The organism is Streptomyces sp. NBC_01689 (genome assembly GCF_036250675.1).
GTDB lineage: Bacteria > Actinomycetota > Actinomycetes > Streptomycetales > Streptomycetaceae > Streptomyces.
Window position 1 is genome coordinate 2,177,210 of record NZ_CP109592.1, and the last position, 20,524, is coordinate 2,197,733.

The following is a 20,524-nucleotide window of genomic DNA, read 5'->3' on the forward strand; positions in this document are numbered from 1 at the left end:
CGGGGCTCACCGTCCGGGCGGCAGTCCCGTGGGGTGCGCGGCCGGCTCGGCGGCCGCGGTGCGGGATGTCGGGAGCCGGCGGAGCCGGGCGCGCTGGATCCGGTGGTCGAAGGCGTCCCCATCCGGTTGAGCGTGCAACATTCTAGTCCTGCCGGGCCAACTCGAGACCGGACGGCGGGACTTCGGCGAGGATCCGGGGCCAGGAGTGCGGGCGGGCGTGGGCGCGGGCGCGGGACGCACCGGCCGGGAGCGCCTCGCGGGAGACGTCGTGGCCGCCGTCGCGGCCGGCCGCGCGGGCACGGCGCAGGGTCCGTGCCCGGCCCTCGTATTGGGACCACGCGACGGGGCGTCGCCGCGCGGACTCTCCGCGGCGAGCACCTCGGCCTCGGACAACAGCGGTGTTCCGTGGGCCGGTTGGCGTGCGATCAGGTCCTGCACGATCTCCGTCCGCGGGCAGATCATGACGCCGCTGCCGCCGGTGCGCGTGCGGAGGTCGATGCGATGGCGTTCGCGCCCGCGGCGCGGCCCGATCCGCGGCGCGGCATGCCGCCGGTGCCGAGCCGGCCGGGTGTCGCACTCCCGCGGCGCCTCGACCGTGCCCGGCTCCAACGTCCCGCCACGCAGGCGGCGTTCGGCGCAGGCGCGGGTTCCGCTCTCCGGGACGACGCGGTCGACGCCCGCGCGGCGCGGCGGCCGGGCGAGCAGGGGTCCGGCGGAACCGCGGCCCACGATGCCGATCGTGGTCCGCACGGCACGCCTCCCGCCTCCGGTCCGGTCCGGTCCGCCCGGCGGCGACGGGCTCCGGCCGCCCTCAGCTGGAGTCCCGCTGCACGATCCGGGCTCCGAGCACCTCGTGCGTCTCGGGCGGCGCGCCGGGTTCGCGCACCGCGCGGTCGACGAGCTCCGCGAGGTCCCGGCCGGACGGCAGTTCGATGTGGACGGTGCTGAGCCGGGGCCGCAGCAGCCGTCCGAGCATCAGGTCGTCGGCGCCGATCACCGCCGTCTCCTCCGGGACGGCGACGCCCGCGTCCTGCAGCGCCCTCATCAGCAGCATGGCGTACTCGTCGTTGTAGGCGAACACACCGTCCAGGCCGAGGGCCCGCCAGCGGGCCGCGAGCCGGGCCGCGGCCTCCTCCTCGTAGGCGAGGGGTAACTCGGTCGTCGTGGCTCCGGTGCCGCGCAGGGCACGGCGGACGCCCGCGAGACGGGGCCGGGAGAAGATCTCCAGACCGGGCTCCTGGGGCACCACGACACCGACACGGCGCCGCCCGCGGGCCGCCAGATGGGTCCCCGCGCTGTGGCCGACCCGGTCGTGGTCCATGAGGAGCGCGTGCGCGCCCTCGACCCGCTCGGGACCCAGCGTGACCACGGCGCGGGCCCCGGAACGCTTGAGGACGGCCACCCCCTGCGGGCCGAGGCCGCTGCCGGGCACCAGCACGGCGACGGGCCGCAGCTCGGCCCAGGCGCGGGCGGCCTCGTCCCCGCGCAGACCGACACTGCCGTACTGGACGACGGTGTACTCCAGACGGCCCAGCGCCCCCTGCAGTTCGTTGAAGAACTGGCTGTGGAGCGGGCCCACCGGCACGGTCGGGGCGGGCATCAGGACCATCCTGCTGTGGCCGGCGCGCAGACTGCGGGCCGCCGCGTGCGGGACGTACCCGAGGTCCCTGGCCGCCTCGTGGACACGGCGCCGGGTGGGTTCGCTGATCCGGACGGCGCTGGTGTTGTTCAGGACGTACGAGACGGTGGCCCGGGAGACGCCCGCCAGGCGGGCCACATCGGCGCTCGTCGGCACGGGGCGTTGTGCGGGCGACGTCGGGACGGGCTGGTTCGGTATCTGCACCATGACGCCCCGCATCCTTGCAGAAGCCCCGCGCGCCCCTCGGCGCCGGGGGAACACCCGGGCCCGCGTACCCCGGAACACCCGCTTGCAGGAGGGAACTTCCGCCCCTCGTGCGGGAGGCCCGTACGGACGGTTACGGTTACCGTGCGGTGGACGATGTGCCCGCCTTCGGAGGTGTCCCGTATGGCTGACGACCGTGCCGCAGGTCTGGCGGAGTGTGCCCGGGCCCTCGCCGCGGGCGAGGTGAGCTCGCGTGAACTGGTCGAGGGGGCGCTGGCCAGGATCGAGGCGACGCAGTCCTCGCTGAACGCCTTCCGGCTGGTCCGCGCCGAGGCCGCGCTCGCCGAGGCGGACGCGGCGGACCGCGAGCTCGCGGCGGGCCACCGGCGGCCGCTGCTCGGGGTGCCGGTGGCGGTGAAGGACGACATGGACGTGGCCGGGGAGCCGACCGCGTTCGGCTGCCGGGGAGTCTTCCCGCCCGAGGCCCGGGACGGGGAGGCGGTACGCCGGCTGCGCGCGGCGGGGGCGATCGTCGTCGGCAAGACCAACACCTGCGAACTCGGCCAGTGGCCGTTCACCGAGGGCCCGGCCTTCGGCGCCACCCGCAACCCCTGGCACCCCGGCCACACTCCCGGCGGGTCCTCCGGCGGGTCCGCGGCGGCGGTCGCGGCGGGTCTGGTCCCGGCGGCGCTGGGTTCGGACGGCGCGGGTTCCGTGCGCATCCCGGCCTCGTGGACCCATCTCATCGGGATCAAGCCGCAGCGCGGCCGGATCTCCACCTGGCCCCGCCCCGAGTCCTTCCAGGGCATCACGGTCAACGGCACCCTCGCCCGCTCGGTCGCGGACGCCGCGCTGCTCCTGGACGCGGCGAGCGGCAACCACGACGACGATCTGCACCGGCCGCCCGTGCTGCGGGTCTCCGACGCGGTGGGCCGCGAGCCGGGGCGGCTGCGGATCGCGCTGTCGCTGAAGCCGCCGTTCACCGCGGTGCCGGCGCGGCTCGACCCGGCCGTACGGGCGAAGGTGGTGGCGCTCGCGGAGCGGATCGCGGCACTCGGCCACACGGTGGAGGAGGCCGAGCCGCGCTACGGGCGGATCGGTCTCACGTTCGTCCCCCGCGCGACGGCGGGCATCGCCGAGCGGGTGCGCGACGCGCCCCACCCGCACCTCCTGGACCCGCGCACCCGTGAGGCCGCCCGACTCGGCCGGCTGCTCGGCGGCGCGCCGCTGCGGGTGGCACGGCGCGCCGAGGCGACCCTGCACCGCCGGATCGGCGCGCTCTTCGACACGTACGACGTGCTGCTCGCACCCACCACGGCCGCGCCCCCGCCGCGCGTCGGGTCGATGGCGAACCTGAGCGGGCTGGACACCGACCGGGCCATGATCGCCGCCTGCCCGTACGCCTGGCCGTGGAACATCCTGGGATGGCCGGGGGTGAACGTGCCCGCGGGGTTCGTGGGTGACGGGCTGCCAGTCGGTGCGCAACTCCTCGGCCCGGCGCACAGCGAGCCGTTGCTCGTCTCGCTCGCCGCGCGGCTGGAGGACGACCAGCGCTGGCACGAACGGTGGCCGCCACGCGCGGCGGCGGCGGACTCCCCTGCCGTGTAGGGGACTTCACGCCGTACGCTGTGGCCATGGGCGATGCGTCGATGGTCGGGTTGATGGGGCGCGTGACCGGCACGGTCGGGCCCGGACTCGTCGGCGAGGTGATCGTCCGCGTGCGGGGCGGCGCCGAGCACTTCCTCGCGTACCCCGCCGTCGCCCAGGAGCGGATCGAGCGCGGGACCGTGGTGATGGTCGTCGAGTACCTGGCGCCACGCACCGTCTATGTCTCGGCGGCGTACGACAGTTGACTCCGCGGGACAACCGCGCGGCACGGCCGGGGCTCGTCTGTGCGCGTTCCGTCCCAGGTGAGAGCGGTGTGCGTCAAGATTGCAACAAGGAATCGTCAGCGTCTTCACCCCGCTCCCGCACAGGAGCACACTCCCTTCGTTCGGTGCCGATAGGGCACCATCAAAAGGGGGCGTATGCCGATGGTTGTCGGCGTCGTTGCGGGGGCTGCTGTCCTCGCGCTGATCTTCGTGGTCGTGGTCTTCAAGCTCATGTGGCGGGTGGCGGAGCCCAACGAGGCACTCATCATCTCCGGTTCGAAGCATCGGACCGAGGGCCTCGAGGAGGGTATGGGTTTCCGTATCGTCACGGGACGCGGCACGCTGGTGATACCGGGTGTGCAGGCGGTGCGGAAGATCTCGCTGGACCTCAACGAGACCGAACTGCACGTGGACTGCGTGACCACCCAGGGAATCCCGCTGAAGGTGCGGGGCGTGGTCATCTTCAAGGTGGGCGACGACTTCGTGTCGATCGCCAACGCGGGGCGGCGGTTCCTCGACCAGCAGAAGATGATGTCGGAGCGGGTGCACAACGTGTTCGCCGGTCATCTCCGTTCCATCGTCGGCGGGTTGACCGTCGAGGACATGATCCGCGACCGGGAGAAGCTGACCGGTCAGACACGGGCCGCGTGCGGTACCGAGATGGAGAAACTGGGTCTGATCGTCGACTCGCTGCAGATCCACGAGATCGAGGACCCGACCGGTTACATCAAGAACCTCGCGATGCCGCACGCCGCCGCCGTGCAGCGGGACGCGCGCATCGCGCAGGCGGAGGCGAACCGGCTCGCCACCGAGGCCGAACAGAAGGCGGCGGCCCGGATGTCGGAGGCGACCCGGGACAGCGAGATCCTGCAGGCCGGTTACCAGGCCGAGCGGGACAAGGCGGCGGCGAAGGCACGGCAGGCCGGACCGCTCGCCGACGCCGCGGCCCGGCAGGACGTCGTCGTACAGGAGACCCGGATCGCCGAGCTCGACGCCCTGCGCCGCGAGCAGCAGCTCCAGGCGGACGTCCGCAAGCCGGCGGACGCCCAGGCCTACGAGACCCGCGCGCGGGCCGAGGCGGAGCGCGACGCCCGGATCTCCGCCGCGCAGGCCAAGGCGAAGGAGACCGAACTCGCGGCCGCGGCCGAGGCGAACCGGGTGAAGACCGCCGCGAACGCCGAGGCCGAGGCGACCAAGGCGCGAGGGGCCGCGGCCGCCCTGGCGACCAAGGCGACCGGTGAGGCCGAGGCCGCCGCGGCCCAGGCCAAGGGACTCGCGAACGCCGAGGCGACCCGCGCGCAGGGTCTCGCCGAGGCGGAGGCCATCAAGGCCAGGGCCGCCGCCCTGGCCGAGAACCAGGAGGCCGTGGTCGCCCAGCAACTCGCCGAGAACTGGCCGGAGATCGTCCAGGCGGGCGCGAGCGCGTTCGGCAACGTCGACCACATGGTGCTGCTCAACGGCGCCGACGGCATGTCGGACCTGTTCGCCAAGGCACTCACCATGGGCGGCACGGGCCTGGGTCTGGCCCGGCAGTTGCTCTCGTCGATGAACCAGGAAGGGGCCGCCGCCGGCAACGGCACCGCGGTCAACGGATTCGTGCCGCCGCGCGCGGAGAAGGTCCCGGTGGAGGGGGACGCCAAGTGACCCGCTGAGGCTTCGGGCGTACGGGACCGGCGTACAGGAGCCGGCTCCCGTACGCCCGAAGTGCCGTCCGCGCAGCTCTGCGTGGGGGTGCGGGACGTTACGAGGCGATACGGGACGGTGCGGGTTGCTCTCCGGACCCGTTGCGCGGGACCCGTCGGCGGGCCGGGTCCGCGGGCGTTCTACGGTGGCCCGTGTGAACGCCTTTTCCGATGAGACCGACGAACACGTCCCCGGCCGCCACGGCCCTTCGGCCACCACGGAGGCCGAGCCCCGTGAGGTGGGCCGGGTGCGGACGGAGTACTCGCCCGCACACGACGGCGACCCCGATCCCGGCGAGATCGTCTGGACCTGGGTCCCCTTCGAGGAGAACGACGGGCGGGGCAAGGACCGCCCGGTGCTCGTCGTCGCGCGCGAGGCGGCCGGCACCCTGCTCGCCGTCCAGTTGTCGAGCAAGCGGCACGACGGCGACCGCGAGTGGGTACCGATAGGCAGCGGTCCGTGGGACCGGACGGGCCGGGACTCGTGGGTGGCCGTGGACCGCGTGCTGCGGCTGCACGAGGACGGCATGCGGCGCGAGGCGTGCGCGCTGGACCGGATGCGCTTCAACCTCGTGGTGCACCGCCTGCGGGAGCGCTACGGCTGGAACTAGGTCGTGGGGTCGGGCGCCCGGAGCAGGTCACTCACCCGATCGGGCGAGTCCGCCTCCGGATGCCCCTGCGCCACGGATGAGAACGCACGCTCGAACGCCGTGCGTGTCACGGCGCCCGGAGTGCGGTCCAGGATCCCGAACACCACCTGGTCGAAGTACCCCTGGAAGCGGCCCCCGACCAGCAGGCCGCGGAAGGCTCCGGCGACCTGCGCCGGGTCGTTGCGGAAGACCCCGCAGCCCCAGGCGCCCAGGACCAGGCGCCGGTACCCCTGGGCCGCGGCGGTCTCCAGGACCCGCTCGGCCCGGACGGCGAGGGCGCCCGGCAGCTCGTCCGCGCGCTCGGGGGCCGTGCGGAGCACGACTCCGGCGTTCGGGGCCGCGGCGGTCAGGAAACCCGCGGTGTACGGCTCGTCCAGGAGCTCACCCCGGCCGTCCCGGATGACCGGCACGGCGGGCGAGTGGATGACCCGGTCGCTGTAGAAGGGGTCCGGGTGGGCGCGGTGGTGGTCGTAGAACTCACGGACCTCCAACAGGCAGGCGTAGAGCGCCGAGGCCCGGCACAGGTCCTCCTCCTGGGCCTGCGCGCCCCTCAGATAGCCCCCGCCGGGGTTTCGCGCGGAGGCGAAGTTCAGGACGGCCACCGGACCCCGCGGGCCCTGGGCGGATCCGTCCGCCCCCGCGGCCGTCAGCCGTCTCGCGGCCCCCGTGCTGCTCTCGCCGGTGACCTCGAACGACGTGCCCGCGAACCCCGCGGCCGGGGCGGCGGGACCACCGGCCGGTAACCCGATCGGCCCCGGTCCGAACATCCATGTGCCGGCCCGCGCGGCCTCGACCGCCGCGGCGATCGGCACCAGCCGCCCGCGCGGCCCGCGGTACGAACCCCCGGCCACGGCCTCCTCGGTCTGCCGTGCGATCGCGCGCAGGCGTGCGCTCATGGCGTCACCCCCGTACACGCCACGCGAACGCCCCGCGCGATCTCCCCCGTCGTGCCCATGAACGCATCGTGAGCGATGCTGGTCGTGCGGCGCAACAGAGTTTCGCTCCACCGCGCGCGGTGATTCGGGTGCACCGCCGCGGCGGTGCACCGGATCCCGGGCACGCCGATTTGCACCCTTGTGCGAATCGGCGCGAGGGTCTTGGGTGGGACGAGCAATGCCGGTCCGGCACCACAGACGTCGGGCCGGCGGCATGGTGGAATCTCAGGAGGATCCCTACATGTCCGATTCGGTGAGTGACTGTACGGAGCGACGCTCCGCCGTCACCGAGGCCGAGGTGGAAGCGCTGGTCCGGGGCATATGCTTCAAGACCGGGCCGCCCCGCACCCTCGGTGTCGAAGTGGAATGGCTCGTCCACGAGCTGCGGCGGCCGCAGCTCCCGGCAACATCCGAACAGCTCGAAGCGGCGTACGCCGCTCTGCGGACCCTGACCCTGCGTTCGGCGCTCACCGTCGAACCCGGCGGCCAGCTGGAGCTCAGCTCCGCACCCGCCGGCTCCCTGACGGAGTGCATCGGGTCCGTCTCGGCCGACCTTCACGCGGTGCGCGCGGTACTGCGCGAGTCCGGCCTCGGTCTCAGTGGCCACGGCCACGAACCCTGGAACCCCCCGAGCCGCTACCTCCGTGAGCCGCGCTACGAAGCCATGGAGCGCTGTCTGGACCGCACCGGCCCCGAGGGCCGGGCCATGATGTGTTCGTCCGCCTCGGTCCAGGTGTGCCTGGACGCCGGGTACGAGGAGCCCGGCCCGCTCGGTCACGGGCGCCGCTGGTGGATGGCGAACCAGCTGGGCGCGGTGCTGGTGGCCGCGTTCGCGCACTCCCCGTTCGCCCGGGGCCGCGCCACGGGCTGGCGCTCCACGCGGCAGTCCCTGTGGACGGCCATGGACCCGGGGCGGTCCGCCGCGCCCGCGCTGGGCGGCGACCCGCGCGCCGCCTGGGCCCGGCACGTCCTGGACGCGCCGGTGATGTGCGTCCGGGCGGACGAGGGCCCCTGGGAGGTTCCCGAGGGCCTGACCTTCCGGGAGTGGACCCGGTCCGGCAACCCGCCGACCCGGGCGGATCTGGACTACCACCTCACGACCCTGTTCCCGCCGGTCCGCCCTCGCGGCCATCTGGAACTGCGCATGATCGACGCGCAGCCGGGCGAGGACGGGTGGATCGTGCCGTTGGCGGTGACGGCGGCCCTGTTCGACGACCCGGAGGCGGCGGAGATCGCCTACCGGACCGTCAAACCCCTCGCGGAGCGGGCGGGCGGACTGCCGGCTCCGTGCAATCCGCTGTGGATCGACGCCGCCCGGCACGGTCTGACCGATCCCGAACTGCGCGAGGCCGCCGTCACCTGCTTCGCGGCGGCCGCCGAGGCGCTGCCCCGCCTCGGCGCCGGCGCCGAGGTGCTGCAGGCCGTCGCGGAGTTCACGGACCGTTATGTGGCCCGCGGCCGCTGCCCCGCCGACGACCTGCTGAGCAGCTTCCACAGCCAATTCCACGGTCGGCTCCACGACCGGTCCCACGACCTGTCCGGCGGCCGGTCCGACGACCGCTCACCGGACCGGTCCCACGGGAAGGACATCCGCACATGACCGCCCCCACCTCACCGACGGACCCCGAGTCGCTCAGGGAGCGCGCGCTCGAAGCACTGACCACGGCCCGTGACCGCACCGCGCTCCTCACGTCCTGCGTGGAGGAGCCCGAGCTGACCGCCCAGCACTCGCCGTTGATGTCCCCGCTGGTCTGGGACCTCGCGCACATAGGCAACCAGGAGGAGCTGTGGCTGCTGCGCGCGGTAGCGGGGCGTGACGCCATGCGGCCGGAGATAGACGGGCTCTACGACGCGTTCGAGCATCCGCGCGCCGAGCGGCCCACCCTGCCGCTCCTTCCGCCCGCGGAGGCCCGGCAGTACGCCGCCGAGGTCCGCGGCCGCGCGCTGGACGTCCTGGAGGGCACCGCCTTCCGGGGTACTCCGCTGACCGAGTCGGGCTTCGCCTTCGGCATGATCGCGCAGCACGAGCAGCAGCACGACGAGACGATGCTCATCACCCACCAGCTACGCAGAGGTCCCGCCGCTCTCACCGCGCCCGACCCCGATCCCGTCCCGCGGTTCACGGGACCGGCCGAAGTCCTCGTCCCCGGCGGGCCGTTCACGATGGGCACGTCCACCGAGCCATGGGCCCTGGACAACGAGCGGCCCGCGCACCGGCGCGAGGTCCCGGCGTTCTTCATCGACACCACGCCGGTGACCAACTCCGCCTACCGGGCGTTCATCGAGGACGGCGGCTACACCACGGAACGCTGGTGGAGCCCCGAGGGCTGGACCCACATCCGGACCCACGGCATCGAGGCGCCGCTGTTCTGGCACCGGGAGGGCGGGCAGTGGCTGCGGCGCCGGTTCGGCGTCACCGAGCCGGTACCGCCGGACGAGCCCGTGCTGCACGTCTGCTGGTACGAGGCCGACGCCTACGCCCGCTGGGCGGGACGCCGGCTGCCCACCGAGGCCGAGTGGGAGAAGGCGGCCCGCCACGACCCGGCCACCGGCCGTTCCACCCGCTACCCCTGGGGCGACGCCGATCCCACCCCCGAGCACGCCAACCTCGGCCAGCGCCATCTGCGCCCGGCCCCGGCGGGCAGCTACCCGGCGGGCGAATCGGCGCTCGGCGTACGGCAGCTGATCGGGGACGTGTGGGAGTGGACGTCGAGCGACCTGCGGCCCTACCCCGGCTTCGCGGCCTTCCCGTACAAGGAGTACTCGGAGGTGTTCTTCGGGCCGGAGCACAAGGTGCTGCGCGGCGGCTCGTTCGCCGTGGACAAGGTCGCCTGCCGGGGCACCTTCCGCAACTGGGACTACCCGATCCGGCGGCAGATCTTCTCCGGTTTCCGGACGGCCCGCGACGGAGGCGTCTGATGTGCCGTCATCTGGCCTACCTGGGGCCCGACACGCCGATCGGCCGGCTGCTGACGGAACCGCCGCACAGTCTGTTCCGGCAGTCCTGGGCGCCGAGACGGCAGCGGTACGGGACGGTCAACGCCGACGGTTTCGGGATCGGCTGGTACGCCGAAGGCGACCCGGTGCCCGCCAGGTACCGGCGCGCCGGGCCCATCTGGGGCGACCAGTCCTTCACGGACCTGGCCCGTGTCGTACGGACCGGAGCGCTGCTCGGCGCCGTGCGGGACGCCACCCGGGCGGGAGCGGACGGGGAGGCCGCGGCGGCGCCGTTCGCCGCCGGCACCTGGCTGTTCAGCCACAACGGCGCCGTCCTCGGCTGGCCCCACTCGCTCGCCCCGCTGACCCACGGGCTGCCCGCCGCGGAGCTGCTGTCCCTGGAGGCCCGCTGCGACTCGGCGCTCCTCTGGGCGCTGGTCCTGCGGCGGCTGCGGACCGGGGACGACCAGGGCCGCGCGCTGGCCGACACCGTCCTCGAGGTCGCCGAGGCCGCCCCCGGCTCCCGGCTCAACCTGCTGCTCACCGACGGCGCCACCATCACCGCGACGGCCTGGGGCGACACCCTCTGGTACCTGGCCGACCCCGGGCACGGCACCGTCGTGGCCTCCGAGCCGTACGACGACGACCCACGGTGGCAGGAGGTGCCGGACCGCACGCTGCTCGTGGCGACCCGCACCGAGGTCCTGCTCACCCGGATCGACCACCCGCACGACCGCCAGGGCGTGCCCCCTCACGAGGACCCCCACCACTCCATGGCATCCGCACGTCCGAAGGAGCCCAGCACGTGAGTCCGTTCCTTCTCACCCGCACCCTGCCGGAGGACGCCACCGAGGCCGCGCTGCGCGCCGACGTCCTGCACGGCCTGTCCCACACACCCAAGACGCTGCCGCCCAAGTGGTTCTACGACGCGCGCGGCAGTGAGCTCTTCGACAAGATCACCGAACTGCCCGACTACTACCCCACCCGGGCGGAGCGCGAGATCCTGGCCGCCCGGGCCCCCGAGATCGCCCGGGCGACCGGCGCGCGCACCCTCGTCGAGCTCGGCTCGGGCTCCTCCGAGAAGACCCGTCATCTGCTCGACGCGCTGCCCGGACTGCACACCTACGTGCCGGTCGACGTCAGTGAGAGCGCCCTCACCCAGGCCGGGCACGCGCTGATCGCCGAGCGCCCGGAGCTCGGTGTGCACGCGCTGATCGCCGACTTCACCGGCGGTCTGGCGCTGCCGGGCACGCCCGGACCGCGGCTGGTGGCGTTCCTCGGCGGCACCATCGGCAATCTGCTGCCCGCCGAACGCGCCGCGTTCCTGGCATCCGTACGGGCCCTGCTCTCCCCCGGTGACGCGCTGCTGCTCGGCACGGACCTGGTCAAGGACGAGTCGGTGCTCGTCGCCGCGTACGACGACGCGGCCGGAGTCACGGCCGAGTTCGACAAGAACGTCCTGACGGTCGTCAACCGCGAGCTCGGCGCCGACTTCGACCCGGAGGCGTTCACCCATGTCGCCCTCTGGGACGCCGAGCACGAGTGGATCGAGATGCGGCTGCGTTCACGGACCGAGCAGACCGTGAAGATCCCCGCCCTCGACCTCGCCGTCGACTTCGCGGCCGGCGAGGACCTGCGCACCGAGATCTCGGCGAAGTTCCGCGAGGACGGGGTGCGGCGCGAAGTCGCCGCCGCGGGGTTCGACCTGACCCACTGGTGGACGGACCGGGAGGGCCGCTTCGCGCTGTCCCTGAGCGTGGTCCGGTGACGTAACCGGCCAGGCGGGAACCGTCCGGGGACACTCCCGGGCACCATCGGGCGACGGGCGCCGGCGATGCACATCGCCGGCGCCCGTCGCCCGTGCGCGTTCCGGGACCCTTCACCGGCGTCCGCGCGCCGCTTTCCGGTTGCCGACCCTCCTGTCCCATTCGATGATGGTGCGTGAATTCCCCCAGGCGCGGGGTATTTCCTCGCGTTGCTCTCCTGAGCGTGTTCCCGGGCTCGGAACATCTGCTTCTGTTCACCTCTGACGTGCTGACGCAGGGGCGAAGGAGGAACCCTTGCTGAGCGCATTCGCCAAGGTCTTCAAAACCCCGGACCTGCGCAAGAAACTGTTGTTCACGCTCGGCATCATCGTGCTGTACCGCGTGGGATCGCATGTCCCACTCCCCGGCGTGAGTTACCGGAATGTCCAGACGTGCGTGGACGCGGCGCAGACCAACGGCGGTCTGCTGGGCCTGGTCAACCTGTTCAGCGGCGGGGCGCTGCTCCAGATCACGGTGTTCGCGCTGGGAATTCTGCCGTACATCACGGCGAGCATCATTCTCCAGCTGTTGACGGTGGTCATCCCGAAACTGGAGGAGCTGAAGAAGGAGGGCGCCGCCGGCCAGGGGAGGATCACCCAGTACACCCGCTACCTGACGGTGGCCCTCGCCGTGCTGCAGGGCACGGGCCTGGTCGCGACCGCCCGCAGCGGCGCGCTGTTCCCCAGCTGCCCGACGGCCTCGGGCATCGTCCCGGACCGCTCCCTCCTGACCACGGTGATCATGGTGCTCACGATCACCGCGGGGACCGCCAGCGTGATGTGGCTCGGCGAGCTGATCACCGAACGCGGTGTCGGCAACGGGATGTCGATGCTCATCTTCATCTCCATCGCCTCCACGTTCCCCGGCGCCCTGTGGACCGTCAAACAGGAGGGCACCATCGCCGACGGATGGCTCGGCTTCGGCGTCGTCCTCCTCGTCGGATTCGCGATGGTGGCCCTCGTCGTCTTCGTGGAACAGGCGCAGCGCCGCATTCCGGTGCAGTACGCGAAACGGATGATCGGCCGCAGGTCGTACGGCGGAACGGCGACCTACATCCCGCTCAAGGTCAATCAGGCGGGCGTGGTCCCGGTCATCTTCGCGTCCTCGCTCCTCTATATCCCCGCCCTTATCGCACAGTTCTCCAACTCGCATGCGGCATGGGCCACCTGGGTCACCCAGAACTTCGTCCGGGGTGACCACCCCTATTACGTCGTCGCCTATTTCCTGCTGATCGTGTTCTTCGCGTTCTTCTATGTGGCGATCACCTTCAATCCGGAGGAGGTGGCGGGGAACATCAAACAGAGCGGCGGGTTCATCCCCGGCCTGCGCGCGGGCCGGCCCACGGCCGAGTACCTGGGGTACGTCCTCAACCGGCTCACCTGGCCGGGCGCCCTCTATCTGGGTCTGATCGCCCTGGTCCCCACGGTGGCGTTCGCGAGCTTCGGCGGCGCCAACCAGCTCACCGGCACGAGCATTCTGATCATCGTGAGCGTGGGTCTGGAGACCGTGAAACAGATCAGCAGCCAGATCGAGCAGCACAACTACGCGGGCTTCCTGCGCTGACACCCCGGGCGGACGTCCCGCCGGGGCTCATCCGCCGTTCTCCGCCAGCCGTTCCGTGAGGAGCCGGGAGGCACGCTCGGCCTCGGTCGCGGGGTCACCGCCGGCGAGCACCTTGGTCATGTACGACTTGATCGGGTTGTCGGCCTCGACGGCCGCCCACCGGGGCGAGGCGGGGGTGGCCCGGCCGTGCGCGGCGCCCGCCGCCATGGCGGCGGCACCCTCCTCACCGGCCACCGCGCCCGCGAGGGTGGTCTTGTTGGGCACGTAGTTCATCGTCCGGGCCAGCCGGGTCTGCCACTTGGCGCCGACGAGCGCCGAGACGACGGCCGTGGCGGCCCGCCGGTCGTCGGTGTTCTTGGGCACCACCAGGTCGGAGCCGCCGGTGAAGACGGCACCGGGCTCGGCGGCCGTCCTGCCGGGGACGGGGAAGAACCCCAGTTTCTTCTTCAGCGCGGGGTTCCGCTCCACGATCGCCTGGGCGAGCCCCGGCACCGCCACGATCTGCGCCACCTGCCCGCCGGCGAACACCCCGGCCTGCGGCGGGTGTTCCTCGTCGGCGTCGACGGGCCCGGAGCCGAGCGCCTGGAGCCTTCGGTAGAAGTCCATGCCGCGCAGGGCCGCGGGCGTCTGGAGGGAGCCCTGCCAGGTCCCGGCCGCCTCCGTCGCGAGTTCTCCGCCGTCGTCCCAGACGAACCCGGCGAAGGTGTACCAGTCCTGGCCGGCCAGATAGATCCCCTGGTTGCCCGCCGAGTTGAGCCGCCGGGTGTCCTCGATCCACCGGTCGCGGGTCGTCGGCGGCTTCTTGATCCCGGCCCGGCCGAAGAGGTCCTTGCGGTAGATGACGACCCGATTGGCCGCGTACCAGGGGATGCCGTACTGGCGGGTGCTGAACCGGCCCGGCTGGGCGAGCCCCGGCAGCCAGTCGTCCATGCCCCAGTCGCGCACGGACTCCAGCGTCAGGTCGCTCAGGCCGCCCCGGTCCACGTACTGCGCCACCTGGGTGTTGCCCACCTCGATGACGTCCGGACCGTCGTCCTGCCGCTGCTCCAACGCCCCCTGCACCTTCTGCACGATCCCGGTCCACTGCTGGATGCGGATGTCCAGGGCCATGTCGCGGTGGGTCCGTTCGAAGTCCTCGGTGAACCCCTTGAGGAAGTCCGCGGACGCGCTGTCCTTCATCAGCCACACCGTCACGGTGCGACGTCCGCCGCCCTCCCCCGGGAGAGCTCCGCAGGCGGTCAGCAGAGAGGCGGTCACACAGGCGAGAGCGAGCAGACGACGCGTCACGAAGGAGGGTCCTGTTCTGTCTTGCGGACAGCGGCATGGGAACCCGACGTGGGGGACGAGCTCAATGCTCGTACGGGTGTTCTGATTTTGGTATGGACCAATCAGACCCGTCAAGGGCGACCGGTCAGGACGCCGTCGCCGTCTCGCGCACCGCGACGCCGTGAGGCACCGTGGAATGACGCGTGGCACACCCGCCACGGCGGAGAGGAGCACCCGCATGACCGACCACACGTACCGGGTCACCGAGATCGTCGGCACCTCGCCCGAGGGGATCGACCAGGCCGTCCGCAACGGGATCGCCCGCGCCTCGCAGACCCTGCGCAACCTGGACTGGTTCGAGATCACCCAGGTCAGGGGTCAGATCGTGGACGGGCAGGTCGAGCACTACCAGGTGGGTCTGAAGGTCGGCTTCCGCCTGGAGGACGGCGCCTGACGCGACCACGCACCGGACGGCCGCGGCAGGTGGCCCCGGGCCGGGACCACCTGCCGCGGCCGCGCCCTGCGGTGCGGCGGACGGCGGTACGGCGGACGGAGTCTGGCGCCGCGCGCCGGGCCGGTCCGCGGCGGAGCCGTGCGCCGATACGCACGCCCCGGCGCCCACCGGCCGGGACCGGCTCCGCCGAACGCGCGGGTCACCTCGGGGCGGTCCGGACGGCCGCCCACGCCCCGCCCGCGCACTCGCGCACGGAGCCCGGCTCGCCGGACCGACAGGGCAGCGAGCCACGGCGCCCGCCGGTCCGTCCCTCGGGCCCGCGCACGGCGTCCAGGCCCGTCCGGCCGGGTGACGCCGGGCCGGGTCAGGGCCCGCCGGGCCGGGCGCGGCGGGTCAGGTCCGTCCCTCACGCTCCTGCGCACTCCTGAGAGCCGCCGACGTCGACGCCCAGCGGGCCCGTACGACCCGGAACCCGGCCCGCTCCGCCTCGTCGCAGACGAGTTCGTCGTCGTCCACGAGGACACGGATCTCACGGTCGCGGGCGAGCCGGCGGAGGATCTCCGACTTGGTACGGCGGGCGGGCCTGCGGTCGTCGTCGCGCCGCATCCAGACCGGCCCCTCGGGCAGCCCCAGGGCGGCCAGCCACGCGACGGTGTCCCGACGGCAGCGCTCGGGACGGCCGGTCAGATAGACGACGTCGCACTCCCGCGCGCTCTCCGTCGCCAGCGCCACCCCCTCGGCCAGCGGCGGATCCTGCGGCGCGGCCGCGAAGAACGCGTCCCAGTCGCGCGGCCTGCGCTCCAGGAACCGCTGCCGGTGCGCGCTGTCCGCGAGCGTGCCGTCCAGGTCGAACACGGCGAGCGGTCTGCTGTTCCTCTGCGTCACGCCGACCACCCTAAGGGCCCTGGGCTCCGCACGCGCCGGGAGCCGGGGACCCCGGCCGGACGGTACGAAGGAGGGGTCGACGGGCGGGCGGGCCGGCCAGCTGCGACGCGCGAGCGGTTCCGGCCCGGGTCCGGCCCGACTCCCCCGGAGGAGAAGGGGCGTTGGGGGCGCCGCGTACGCGCGACGGCGTCACGAGGCGTCGGACAGCCAGGGCCTGACCTGTTTACGGGCCTCGTGCAGACGGGACTTGAGCGTGCCGAGGGGAACACCGACCCGCTCGGCCACCTCGGCGTACTCCAGCTGGCAGATGTCCCGGTAGACCAACGGCGCCACCAGGTGCGGGTGTTCACGCTCCAGCCGCTCCAGCGCCTCCAGGAGGTCGACACGGGAACCGGCGATGACGCTCGTGGTGCGGGGGTCGACGTGCTGGGCGGCGTCGATGACGTCCGGCTGCTCGGCGGACCGCCGCTTCAGCTCCCGGTACTTCTGCCGGGAGCAGTTGGCCACGACCGTGTAGAGCCAGGTGCTGAAGCGGCTGCGGCCCTCGAAGCCGGTGATCTTCCGCGCCACCTGGAGGAGGACGTCCTGCGTCGCCTCCTCGGCGTCCTCGCGGCACGGCAGGAAGCGTCCGCAGCGCCGCATGACCTCCGGCTCCAGCCGCTGGAGCAGCAGGTCCAGGGCGCCCGGTTCGCCCGCGGCCGCGCGCAGCGCGAGCTCCTCGGTCCCCGCGGCGTCCTGCACTGGGTGCTCCCCTCGGTGTCGATCAGAGGCCAGGCATGATAGTCGCATGCACCCTCCGCAGCGGATCGGCCGCTACCGTCTGGACCGGCGCCTGGGCGCCGGCGGCTTCGGCGTGGTCTGGCTCGCCCACGACGAGGTGCTGGACGCGGTCGTCGCCGTGAAGGTGCTGTCCGACAACTGGACCGACCGGCTGGACGTCCGGGAACGTTTCCTCTCCGAGGCCCGGCTGCTGCGCCGGGCCGACTCGAACCGGGTCGTCCAGGTCTACGACATCGGCGAGCTCCCGGACGGCAGGCCCTACTTCGTCATGGAGTACGCGGACGGAGGCACCCTCGCGGACAGGACCGGCGACGGACCGCTCCCGGTCTCCGAGGCCCTGCGGCTGACCGCGCTGGCGGCCCGCGGCGCCGCCGCGCTGCACCGGGCCGGGATCGTGCACCGCGACATCAAGCCGTCCAACGTGCTGCTGCGCACGGCACCCGGCGCGGACGACCGGGTCCTGCTGGCGGACCTCGGTCTCGCCAAGAGCCTGGCGCACGCCTCCGGGCTGACGATGGCCGCCGGTTCGGCGGGCTACTCCTCGCCGGAGGCGGCCCAGCCCGGTTCGGGCATCGACGCCCGCGCCGACGTCTACAGCCTGGGAGCCCTCGGCTACCACCTGGTCACGGGGACCGTCCCGGGGGCGCCCGGAAAGGTCGTACGCCCCGACCGGTTCCGTACCGACCTGGCCCCCGGTGTCCAGCGGGCGCTGCTGCGGGCCATGGAACCGGACCGGGAGCGGCGCTGGCCCACGGCGCTGGGCCTGGCCGAGGAGCTGGAGCGGCTGGCCGAGGCGGCGCCGGGTCCGGGCGTCCGCGCGCCCGGGCGCCGACGGCGCACCCTGGTCGCCGCGGTGACCGCCGCGGCCGTGGTCGCCGCCGGCGGCGTCACCGCCGCCCTGGTGAGCCGGCAGACCCCCGGTGGACCCGTACGGGTCTCGGACGCCTCGGGACGGCTCTCGGTCGAGGTGCCGCGCGCCTGGGGCCGCCAGCTGCGCGACTCCGGATGGAATCCGCGGACCATGGGCCTGTCGGACACCCAGGAACCGGGGCTGGTGGTCGCGGACGACCTGGGCCGCTGGCAGGACCTGCGAACCGGTGTCGACGGGGTGTTCGTCGGGCTGAGCGAGCACGGGGAGATACGGGCGCGGGTGGACTCGCTCGCGCACAGAGGATGCCACTACGACGGCGGCCGCGCCTACACCGGTGCGCGCTGGCACGGTCTGGTGCGGACCTGGAGCGACTGCCCGGGCCGGCACGGCTCGCTCACGGAGGCGGGGCTCACCCCGGCGGGCGGGGCCGCGCAGCCGCAGGTGTACGTGCAGATCCGCCAGAAGACCGGCGGCGACGCCACCGACCGGGTGCTCGGGTCCGTACGGGTGGGCACGTGAGGAGCACGCGTGCCGGGCTCGCGGACCCTTCCGCGAACTTTCTCCGGCCGGCGCGCATCGGACACTGGTGACGGAGCACGGAGCGCTCGCCGTACCCACGGGGGTCACGGTGTGCGCTGATTCGAAGGAGTGTTGACATGGCGGCCTTCCGGCACGGCGACAGGGTTCGCGTACACCGCACGTCCTCCCGGGCGTCCTGGGCGGCGGTGGCCGCGGGCGTCGCGCTGCTGGGCACGCTCTCGGCGTGCGGCACCGGCGACGGCACGGGCGGCACCCCGCGGAAGCTCCCGGGCACGGCGCGGCCTGCCTCCGGCGACACGACCCCGGACGGCTCCGGCAGCGACACCGCGTCGGCCGGCGGCGGGCGGACCCCGGCACCGGCGTCGGGTTCGGCCTCCGCGTCGGCGAAGGCCTCGGCCCCGGCCTCCGCGGGAAGCGGCGCGTCGAGCACGCGCTGCCACACCTCCGAGCTGCGCGCGACGGTCGGCGCCGAGGACCCGGGGGCGGGCCAGGAGAACTTCCCGGTCGTCCTCACCAACACCTCCCACCGTGCCTGCACCCTGCGCGGCTATCCCGGCGCGGCCTTCGTCGACGCGTCCGGCAAGCAGCTCGGCCCCGACCCGAAGCGCGCGCCCGGGTCGCCGGTCACGGTCATGCTGGCACCCGGGCAGAGCGCGTGGGCCGGTCTGACGTTCTCGAACCCGGAGATCAGCGGGGCAGGCACGGCCGCACCGGCGTCGCTGGTCGTCACCCCGCCCGACGAGCGGGACCCGCTCACGGCGGTCTGGAAGGGCGGCAAGGTCCCGGTGTCCGGGAACTCCTCCTCGGTCTCCCTGACGGTCGTCCGGGCCGGTACCGGCGCCTGACCCCGCCCGCCCCGCCGACACCCGCCGTCCGTCCCGCACCCCGACACCCCGCCGATCGCCCCGCGGACGGCGGGGTTTGTCACGGAACGGCAACACGAACCCCCGCCCGCGACCTTTCCCGGACCCCCGCGCATCACATCCTTCGACGCGTCCTCCGCGAGGCGGCGCGGCACAGGAACGGAAGCTCCGGCCCCGCGCGGGAGCGGTATCGAGGACATCGGGGGTTCACCATGACCGGCATCTCACGCAGGCGTCTGCTGACCGCGACGGCCGCCACGGGAGCGCTCGGCGCGCTCTCCGCCTGCTCGGCGCGTGACTGGACCGTGGGCGGCGACGACCAGGGGGAGGTGAAGAAGGACGCGCCCCCGCGGCCCCGGCTCATCGGGGACGGCTCCACCGCCGACACGGGGGCCCAGCCCAGGCAGCCGAAGGCCGAGCGGCTGAGGCCGGGCGAGCGTCCGCCGCAGTTCGTGGTCTTCTCCTGGGACGGCGCGGGCGAGCTCAGCAACAAGCTGTTCTCACGGTTCCGCAAGGTCGCCGCGGACCACGGCGCGTCGATGACGTTCTTCCTCAGTGGGATCTACACCCTGCCCGAGTCGAAGAAGCACCTCTACAGCCCGCCGCAGCACCCGGTGGGCGCCTCCGCGATCGGCTACCTCTCCGACCGGCACATCCACGCGACGCTCCAGCAGATCCGGGGCGCCTGGCTGGAGGGGCACGAGATCGGCACCCACTTCAACGGTCACTTCTGCGGCTCGGACGGGGTGCGCCGGTGGTCGCCCGCCGAGTGGCGCAGCGAGATAGACCAGGCCAAGAAGTTCGTCACCGGGTGGAAGACCAACACCGGCTTCACCGATCTCGAACCGCTCCCCTTCGACTACGACAAGGAGCTGATCGGCGGCCGCACCCCGTGTCTGGAGGGCCAGGCCAACCTGCTGCCGACGGCCGCCGCGCTCGGCTGGAAGTACGACGCCAGTTCTCCCGGCGGCCTCCAGATGTGGCCGGGCAAGGTCCAGGGCGGCCGGATCTGGGACTTCCCGCTGCAGTCCATCCCGTTCCCCGGCCACACCTTCCAGGTCCTGTCCATGGACTACAACCTGATGGCCAACCAGTCGAACGCCGATCCGCTCGGGGACCGCTCCCAGTACGACGCCTGGCGCGCGCAGGCCCACGACAGCTACCTCGCCGGCTTCGACCGGGCCTACGAGAGCAACCGGGCGCCCTTCTTCATCGGCAACCACTTCGAACGGTGGAACGGCGGCATATACATGGACGCCGTCGAGGAGGCGGTCGAACGCATAGCGGGGCACGACGAGGTGCGTCTGGTCTCGTTCCGCCAGCTCGTGGAGTGGCTGGAGGCCCAGGACCCCGCGGTGCTGCGCAAGCTGCGCACGCTCGGTCCCGGGCAGTCCCCGCTGGGCGGCTGGGCCGAGTTCCTCGGGACGGCCGCCTCCGCGTCGGCCACCGCCGGAGCGGCCACCACGGCGTCGTGACCCGCTCGGTCCGTGAGCGTCGGTCCCGCGGGTCCCGGCTCCCCGCGGGACCGGTCCGCGGCGAAGCGGCGACGGCGGTACGGTCCCCCGGAGGCAGGACCTGA

19 protein-coding genes are annotated in these 20,524 nt (G+C 73.3%); 13 read left to right on the top strand and 6 right to left on the bottom strand.

The features are described from left to right. Positions 1-6: 6 nt before the first annotated feature. On the bottom strand, positions 7-750 hold the full coding sequence (locus OG776_RS09280) for an FAD-dependent monooxygenase (RefSeq protein WP_329320043.1): 744 nt from the start codon (positions 748-750) through the stop codon (positions 7-9). 61 nt (positions 751-811) lie between these two features. Beyond that, positions 812-1,846, bottom strand: a complete 1,035-nt coding sequence (locus OG776_RS09285) for a LacI family DNA-binding transcriptional regulator (RefSeq protein ID WP_148009686.1) — start codon at positions 1,844-1,846, stop codon at positions 812-814. Between the two features lie 180 nt (positions 1,847-2,026). Between OG776_RS09285 and OG776_RS09290 the strand changes: the two genes are divergently transcribed. The 4 genes from OG776_RS09290 (at position 2,027) to OG776_RS09305 (ending at position 6,007) form a co-directional block, all read left to right on the top strand. Continuing rightward, positions 2,027-3,451, top strand: coding sequence for an amidase (locus tag OG776_RS09290; RefSeq protein WP_148009685.1), 1,425 nt, complete (start codon positions 2,027-2,029; stop codon positions 3,449-3,451). Positions 3,452-3,471: 20 nt separating this feature from the next. Next, on the top strand, positions 3,472-3,696 hold the full coding sequence (locus tag OG776_RS09295) for a hypothetical protein (RefSeq protein ID WP_148009684.1): 225 nt from the start codon (positions 3,472-3,474) through the stop codon (positions 3,694-3,696). 174 nt (positions 3,697-3,870) lie between these two features. Continuing rightward, positions 3,871-5,358, top strand: a complete 1,488-nt coding sequence (locus tag OG776_RS09300; protein WP_148009683.1) for an SPFH domain-containing protein — start codon at positions 3,871-3,873, stop codon at positions 5,356-5,358. A 193-nt stretch (positions 5,359-5,551) separates the two neighbouring features. Next, positions 5,552-6,007, top strand: a complete 456-nt coding sequence (locus tag OG776_RS09305) for a type II toxin-antitoxin system PemK/MazF family toxin (protein ID WP_148009682.1) — start codon at positions 5,552-5,554, stop codon at positions 6,005-6,007. Here OG776_RS09305 and OG776_RS09310 read toward each other — a convergent pair. After that, entirely contained in the window at positions 6,004-6,942 is a 939-nt protein-coding gene (locus OG776_RS09310) for a TIGR02452 family protein (protein ID WP_187285649.1), read from the bottom strand. The two genes, OG776_RS09305 and OG776_RS09310, sit on opposite strands and share 4 nt — an antisense overlap. A 280-nt stretch (positions 6,943-7,222) precedes the next feature. Here OG776_RS09310 and egtA point away from each other — a divergent pair, with 280 nt between their 5' ends. The 5 genes from egtA to secY all read left to right on the top strand — a co-directional run bounded on the left by egtA (position 7,223) and on the right by secY (position 13,286). Further along, complete coding sequence (egtA, locus tag OG776_RS09315) at positions 7,223-8,581, top strand: ergothioneine biosynthesis glutamate--cysteine ligase EgtA (protein ID WP_148009680.1); 1,359 nt, start codon at positions 7,223-7,225, stop codon at positions 8,579-8,581. Then, positions 8,578-9,900 carry an ergothioneine biosynthesis protein EgtB gene (gene egtB / locus OG776_RS09320; RefSeq protein ID WP_329320048.1) on the top strand — a complete coding sequence of 441 codons (1,323 nt, stop codon included), beginning with the start codon at positions 8,578-8,580 and terminating at the stop codon, positions 9,898-9,900. Before egtA ends, egtB begins: the two co-directional genes overlap by 4 nt. Continuing rightward, positions 9,900-10,727, top strand: a complete 828-nt coding sequence (gene egtC / locus OG776_RS09325) for an ergothioneine biosynthesis protein EgtC (protein ID WP_329320050.1) — start codon at positions 9,900-9,902, stop codon at positions 10,725-10,727. Before egtB ends, egtC begins: the two co-directional genes overlap by 1 nt. Beyond that, positions 10,724-11,686 (top strand): L-histidine N(alpha)-methyltransferase, encoded by a 963-nt coding sequence (gene egtD, locus OG776_RS09330; RefSeq protein WP_329320052.1) that lies wholly within the window; start codon positions 10,724-10,726, stop codon positions 11,684-11,686. The genes egtC and egtD overlap by 4 nt, the downstream gene beginning before the upstream one ends. Positions 11,687-11,978: 292 nt before the next feature. Continuing rightward, positions 11,979-13,286, top strand: a complete 1,308-nt coding sequence (secY, locus tag OG776_RS09335) for a preprotein translocase subunit SecY (RefSeq protein ID WP_148009676.1) — start codon at positions 11,979-11,981, stop codon at positions 13,284-13,286. A gap of 27 nt (positions 13,287-13,313) precedes the next feature. Here the strand turns inward: secY and OG776_RS09340 are convergent, their stop codons facing one another. Beyond that, positions 13,314-14,573 carry an extracellular solute-binding protein gene (locus tag OG776_RS09340; protein WP_329320055.1) on the bottom strand — a complete coding sequence of 420 codons (1,260 nt, stop codon included), beginning with the start codon at positions 14,571-14,573 and terminating at the stop codon, positions 13,314-13,316. Between the two features lie 217 nt (positions 14,574-14,790). Between OG776_RS09340 and OG776_RS09345 the strand changes: the two genes are divergently transcribed. Further along, a complete protein-coding gene (locus OG776_RS09345) occupies positions 14,791-15,006 on the top strand; it encodes a dodecin (protein ID WP_148009674.1) in 216 nt (71 codons plus the stop codon). Positions 15,007-15,399: 393 nt separating this feature from the next. Here the strand turns inward: OG776_RS09345 and OG776_RS09350 are convergent, their stop codons facing one another. Then, on the bottom strand, positions 15,400-15,891 hold the full coding sequence (locus tag OG776_RS09350; RefSeq protein WP_329320057.1) for a phosphatase domain-containing protein: 492 nt from the start codon (positions 15,889-15,891) through the stop codon (positions 15,400-15,402). Positions 15,892-16,080: 189 nt separating this feature from the next. Then, positions 16,081-16,632, bottom strand: coding sequence for an RNA polymerase sigma factor (locus tag OG776_RS09355; protein ID WP_148009672.1), 552 nt, complete (start codon positions 16,630-16,632; stop codon positions 16,081-16,083). A 46-nt stretch (positions 16,633-16,678) separates the two neighbouring features. Between OG776_RS09355 and OG776_RS09360 the strand changes: the two genes are divergently transcribed. From OG776_RS09360 to OG776_RS09370, 3 genes are all read left to right on the top strand, one after another. After that, positions 16,679-18,061 (top strand): serine/threonine-protein kinase, encoded by a 1,383-nt coding sequence (locus OG776_RS09360; RefSeq protein WP_329320060.1) that lies wholly within the window; start codon positions 16,679-16,681, stop codon positions 18,059-18,061. A gap of 137 nt (positions 18,062-18,198) precedes the next feature. Then, positions 18,199-18,927, top strand: a complete 729-nt coding sequence (locus OG776_RS09365; RefSeq protein WP_329320062.1) for a DUF4232 domain-containing protein — start codon at positions 18,199-18,201, stop codon at positions 18,925-18,927. A 230-nt stretch (positions 18,928-19,157) separates the two neighbouring features. Further along, on the top strand, positions 19,158-20,420 hold the full coding sequence (locus tag OG776_RS09370; protein WP_329320064.1) for a hypothetical protein: 1,263 nt from the start codon (positions 19,158-19,160) through the stop codon (positions 20,418-20,420). Positions 20,421-20,524 lie beyond the last annotated feature (104 nt).

What these genes read in the sequence shown, in the direction of transcription:
- OG776_RS09285 (WP_148009686.1), bottom strand. Translation starts at nt 1,846, where the DNA reads ATGGTGCAGATACCGAACCAGCCCGTCCCGACGTCGCCCGCACAACGC.
- OG776_RS09290 (WP_148009685.1), top strand. Translation starts at nt 2,027, where the DNA reads ATGGCTGACGACCGTGCCGCAGGTCTGGCGGAGTGTGCCCGGGCCCTC.
- OG776_RS09300 (WP_148009683.1), top strand. Translation starts at nt 3,871, where the DNA reads ATGCCGATGGTTGTCGGCGTCGTTGCGGGGGCTGCTGTCCTCGCGCTG.
- OG776_RS09310 (WP_187285649.1), bottom strand. Translation starts at nt 6,942, where the DNA reads ATGAGCGCACGCCTGCGCGCGATCGCACGGCAGACCGAGGAGGCCGTG.
- egtA (WP_148009680.1), top strand. Translation starts at nt 7,223, where the DNA reads ATGTCCGATTCGGTGAGTGACTGTACGGAGCGACGCTCCGCCGTCACC.
- egtB (WP_329320048.1), top strand. Translation starts at nt 8,578, where the DNA reads ATGACCGCCCCCACCTCACCGACGGACCCCGAGTCGCTCAGGGAGCGC.
- egtC (WP_329320050.1), top strand. Translation starts at nt 9,900, where the DNA reads ATGTGCCGTCATCTGGCCTACCTGGGGCCCGACACGCCGATCGGCCGG.
- OG776_RS09345 (WP_148009674.1), top strand. Translation starts at nt 14,791, where the DNA reads ATGACCGACCACACGTACCGGGTCACCGAGATCGTCGGCACCTCGCCC.
- OG776_RS09360 (WP_329320060.1), top strand. Translation starts at nt 16,679, where the DNA reads ATGCACCCTCCGCAGCGGATCGGCCGCTACCGTCTGGACCGGCGCCTG.
- OG776_RS09365 (WP_329320062.1), top strand. Translation starts at nt 18,199, where the DNA reads ATGGCGGCCTTCCGGCACGGCGACAGGGTTCGCGTACACCGCACGTCC.
- OG776_RS09370 (WP_329320064.1), top strand. Translation starts at nt 19,158, where the DNA reads ATGACCGGCATCTCACGCAGGCGTCTGCTGACCGCGACGGCCGCCACG.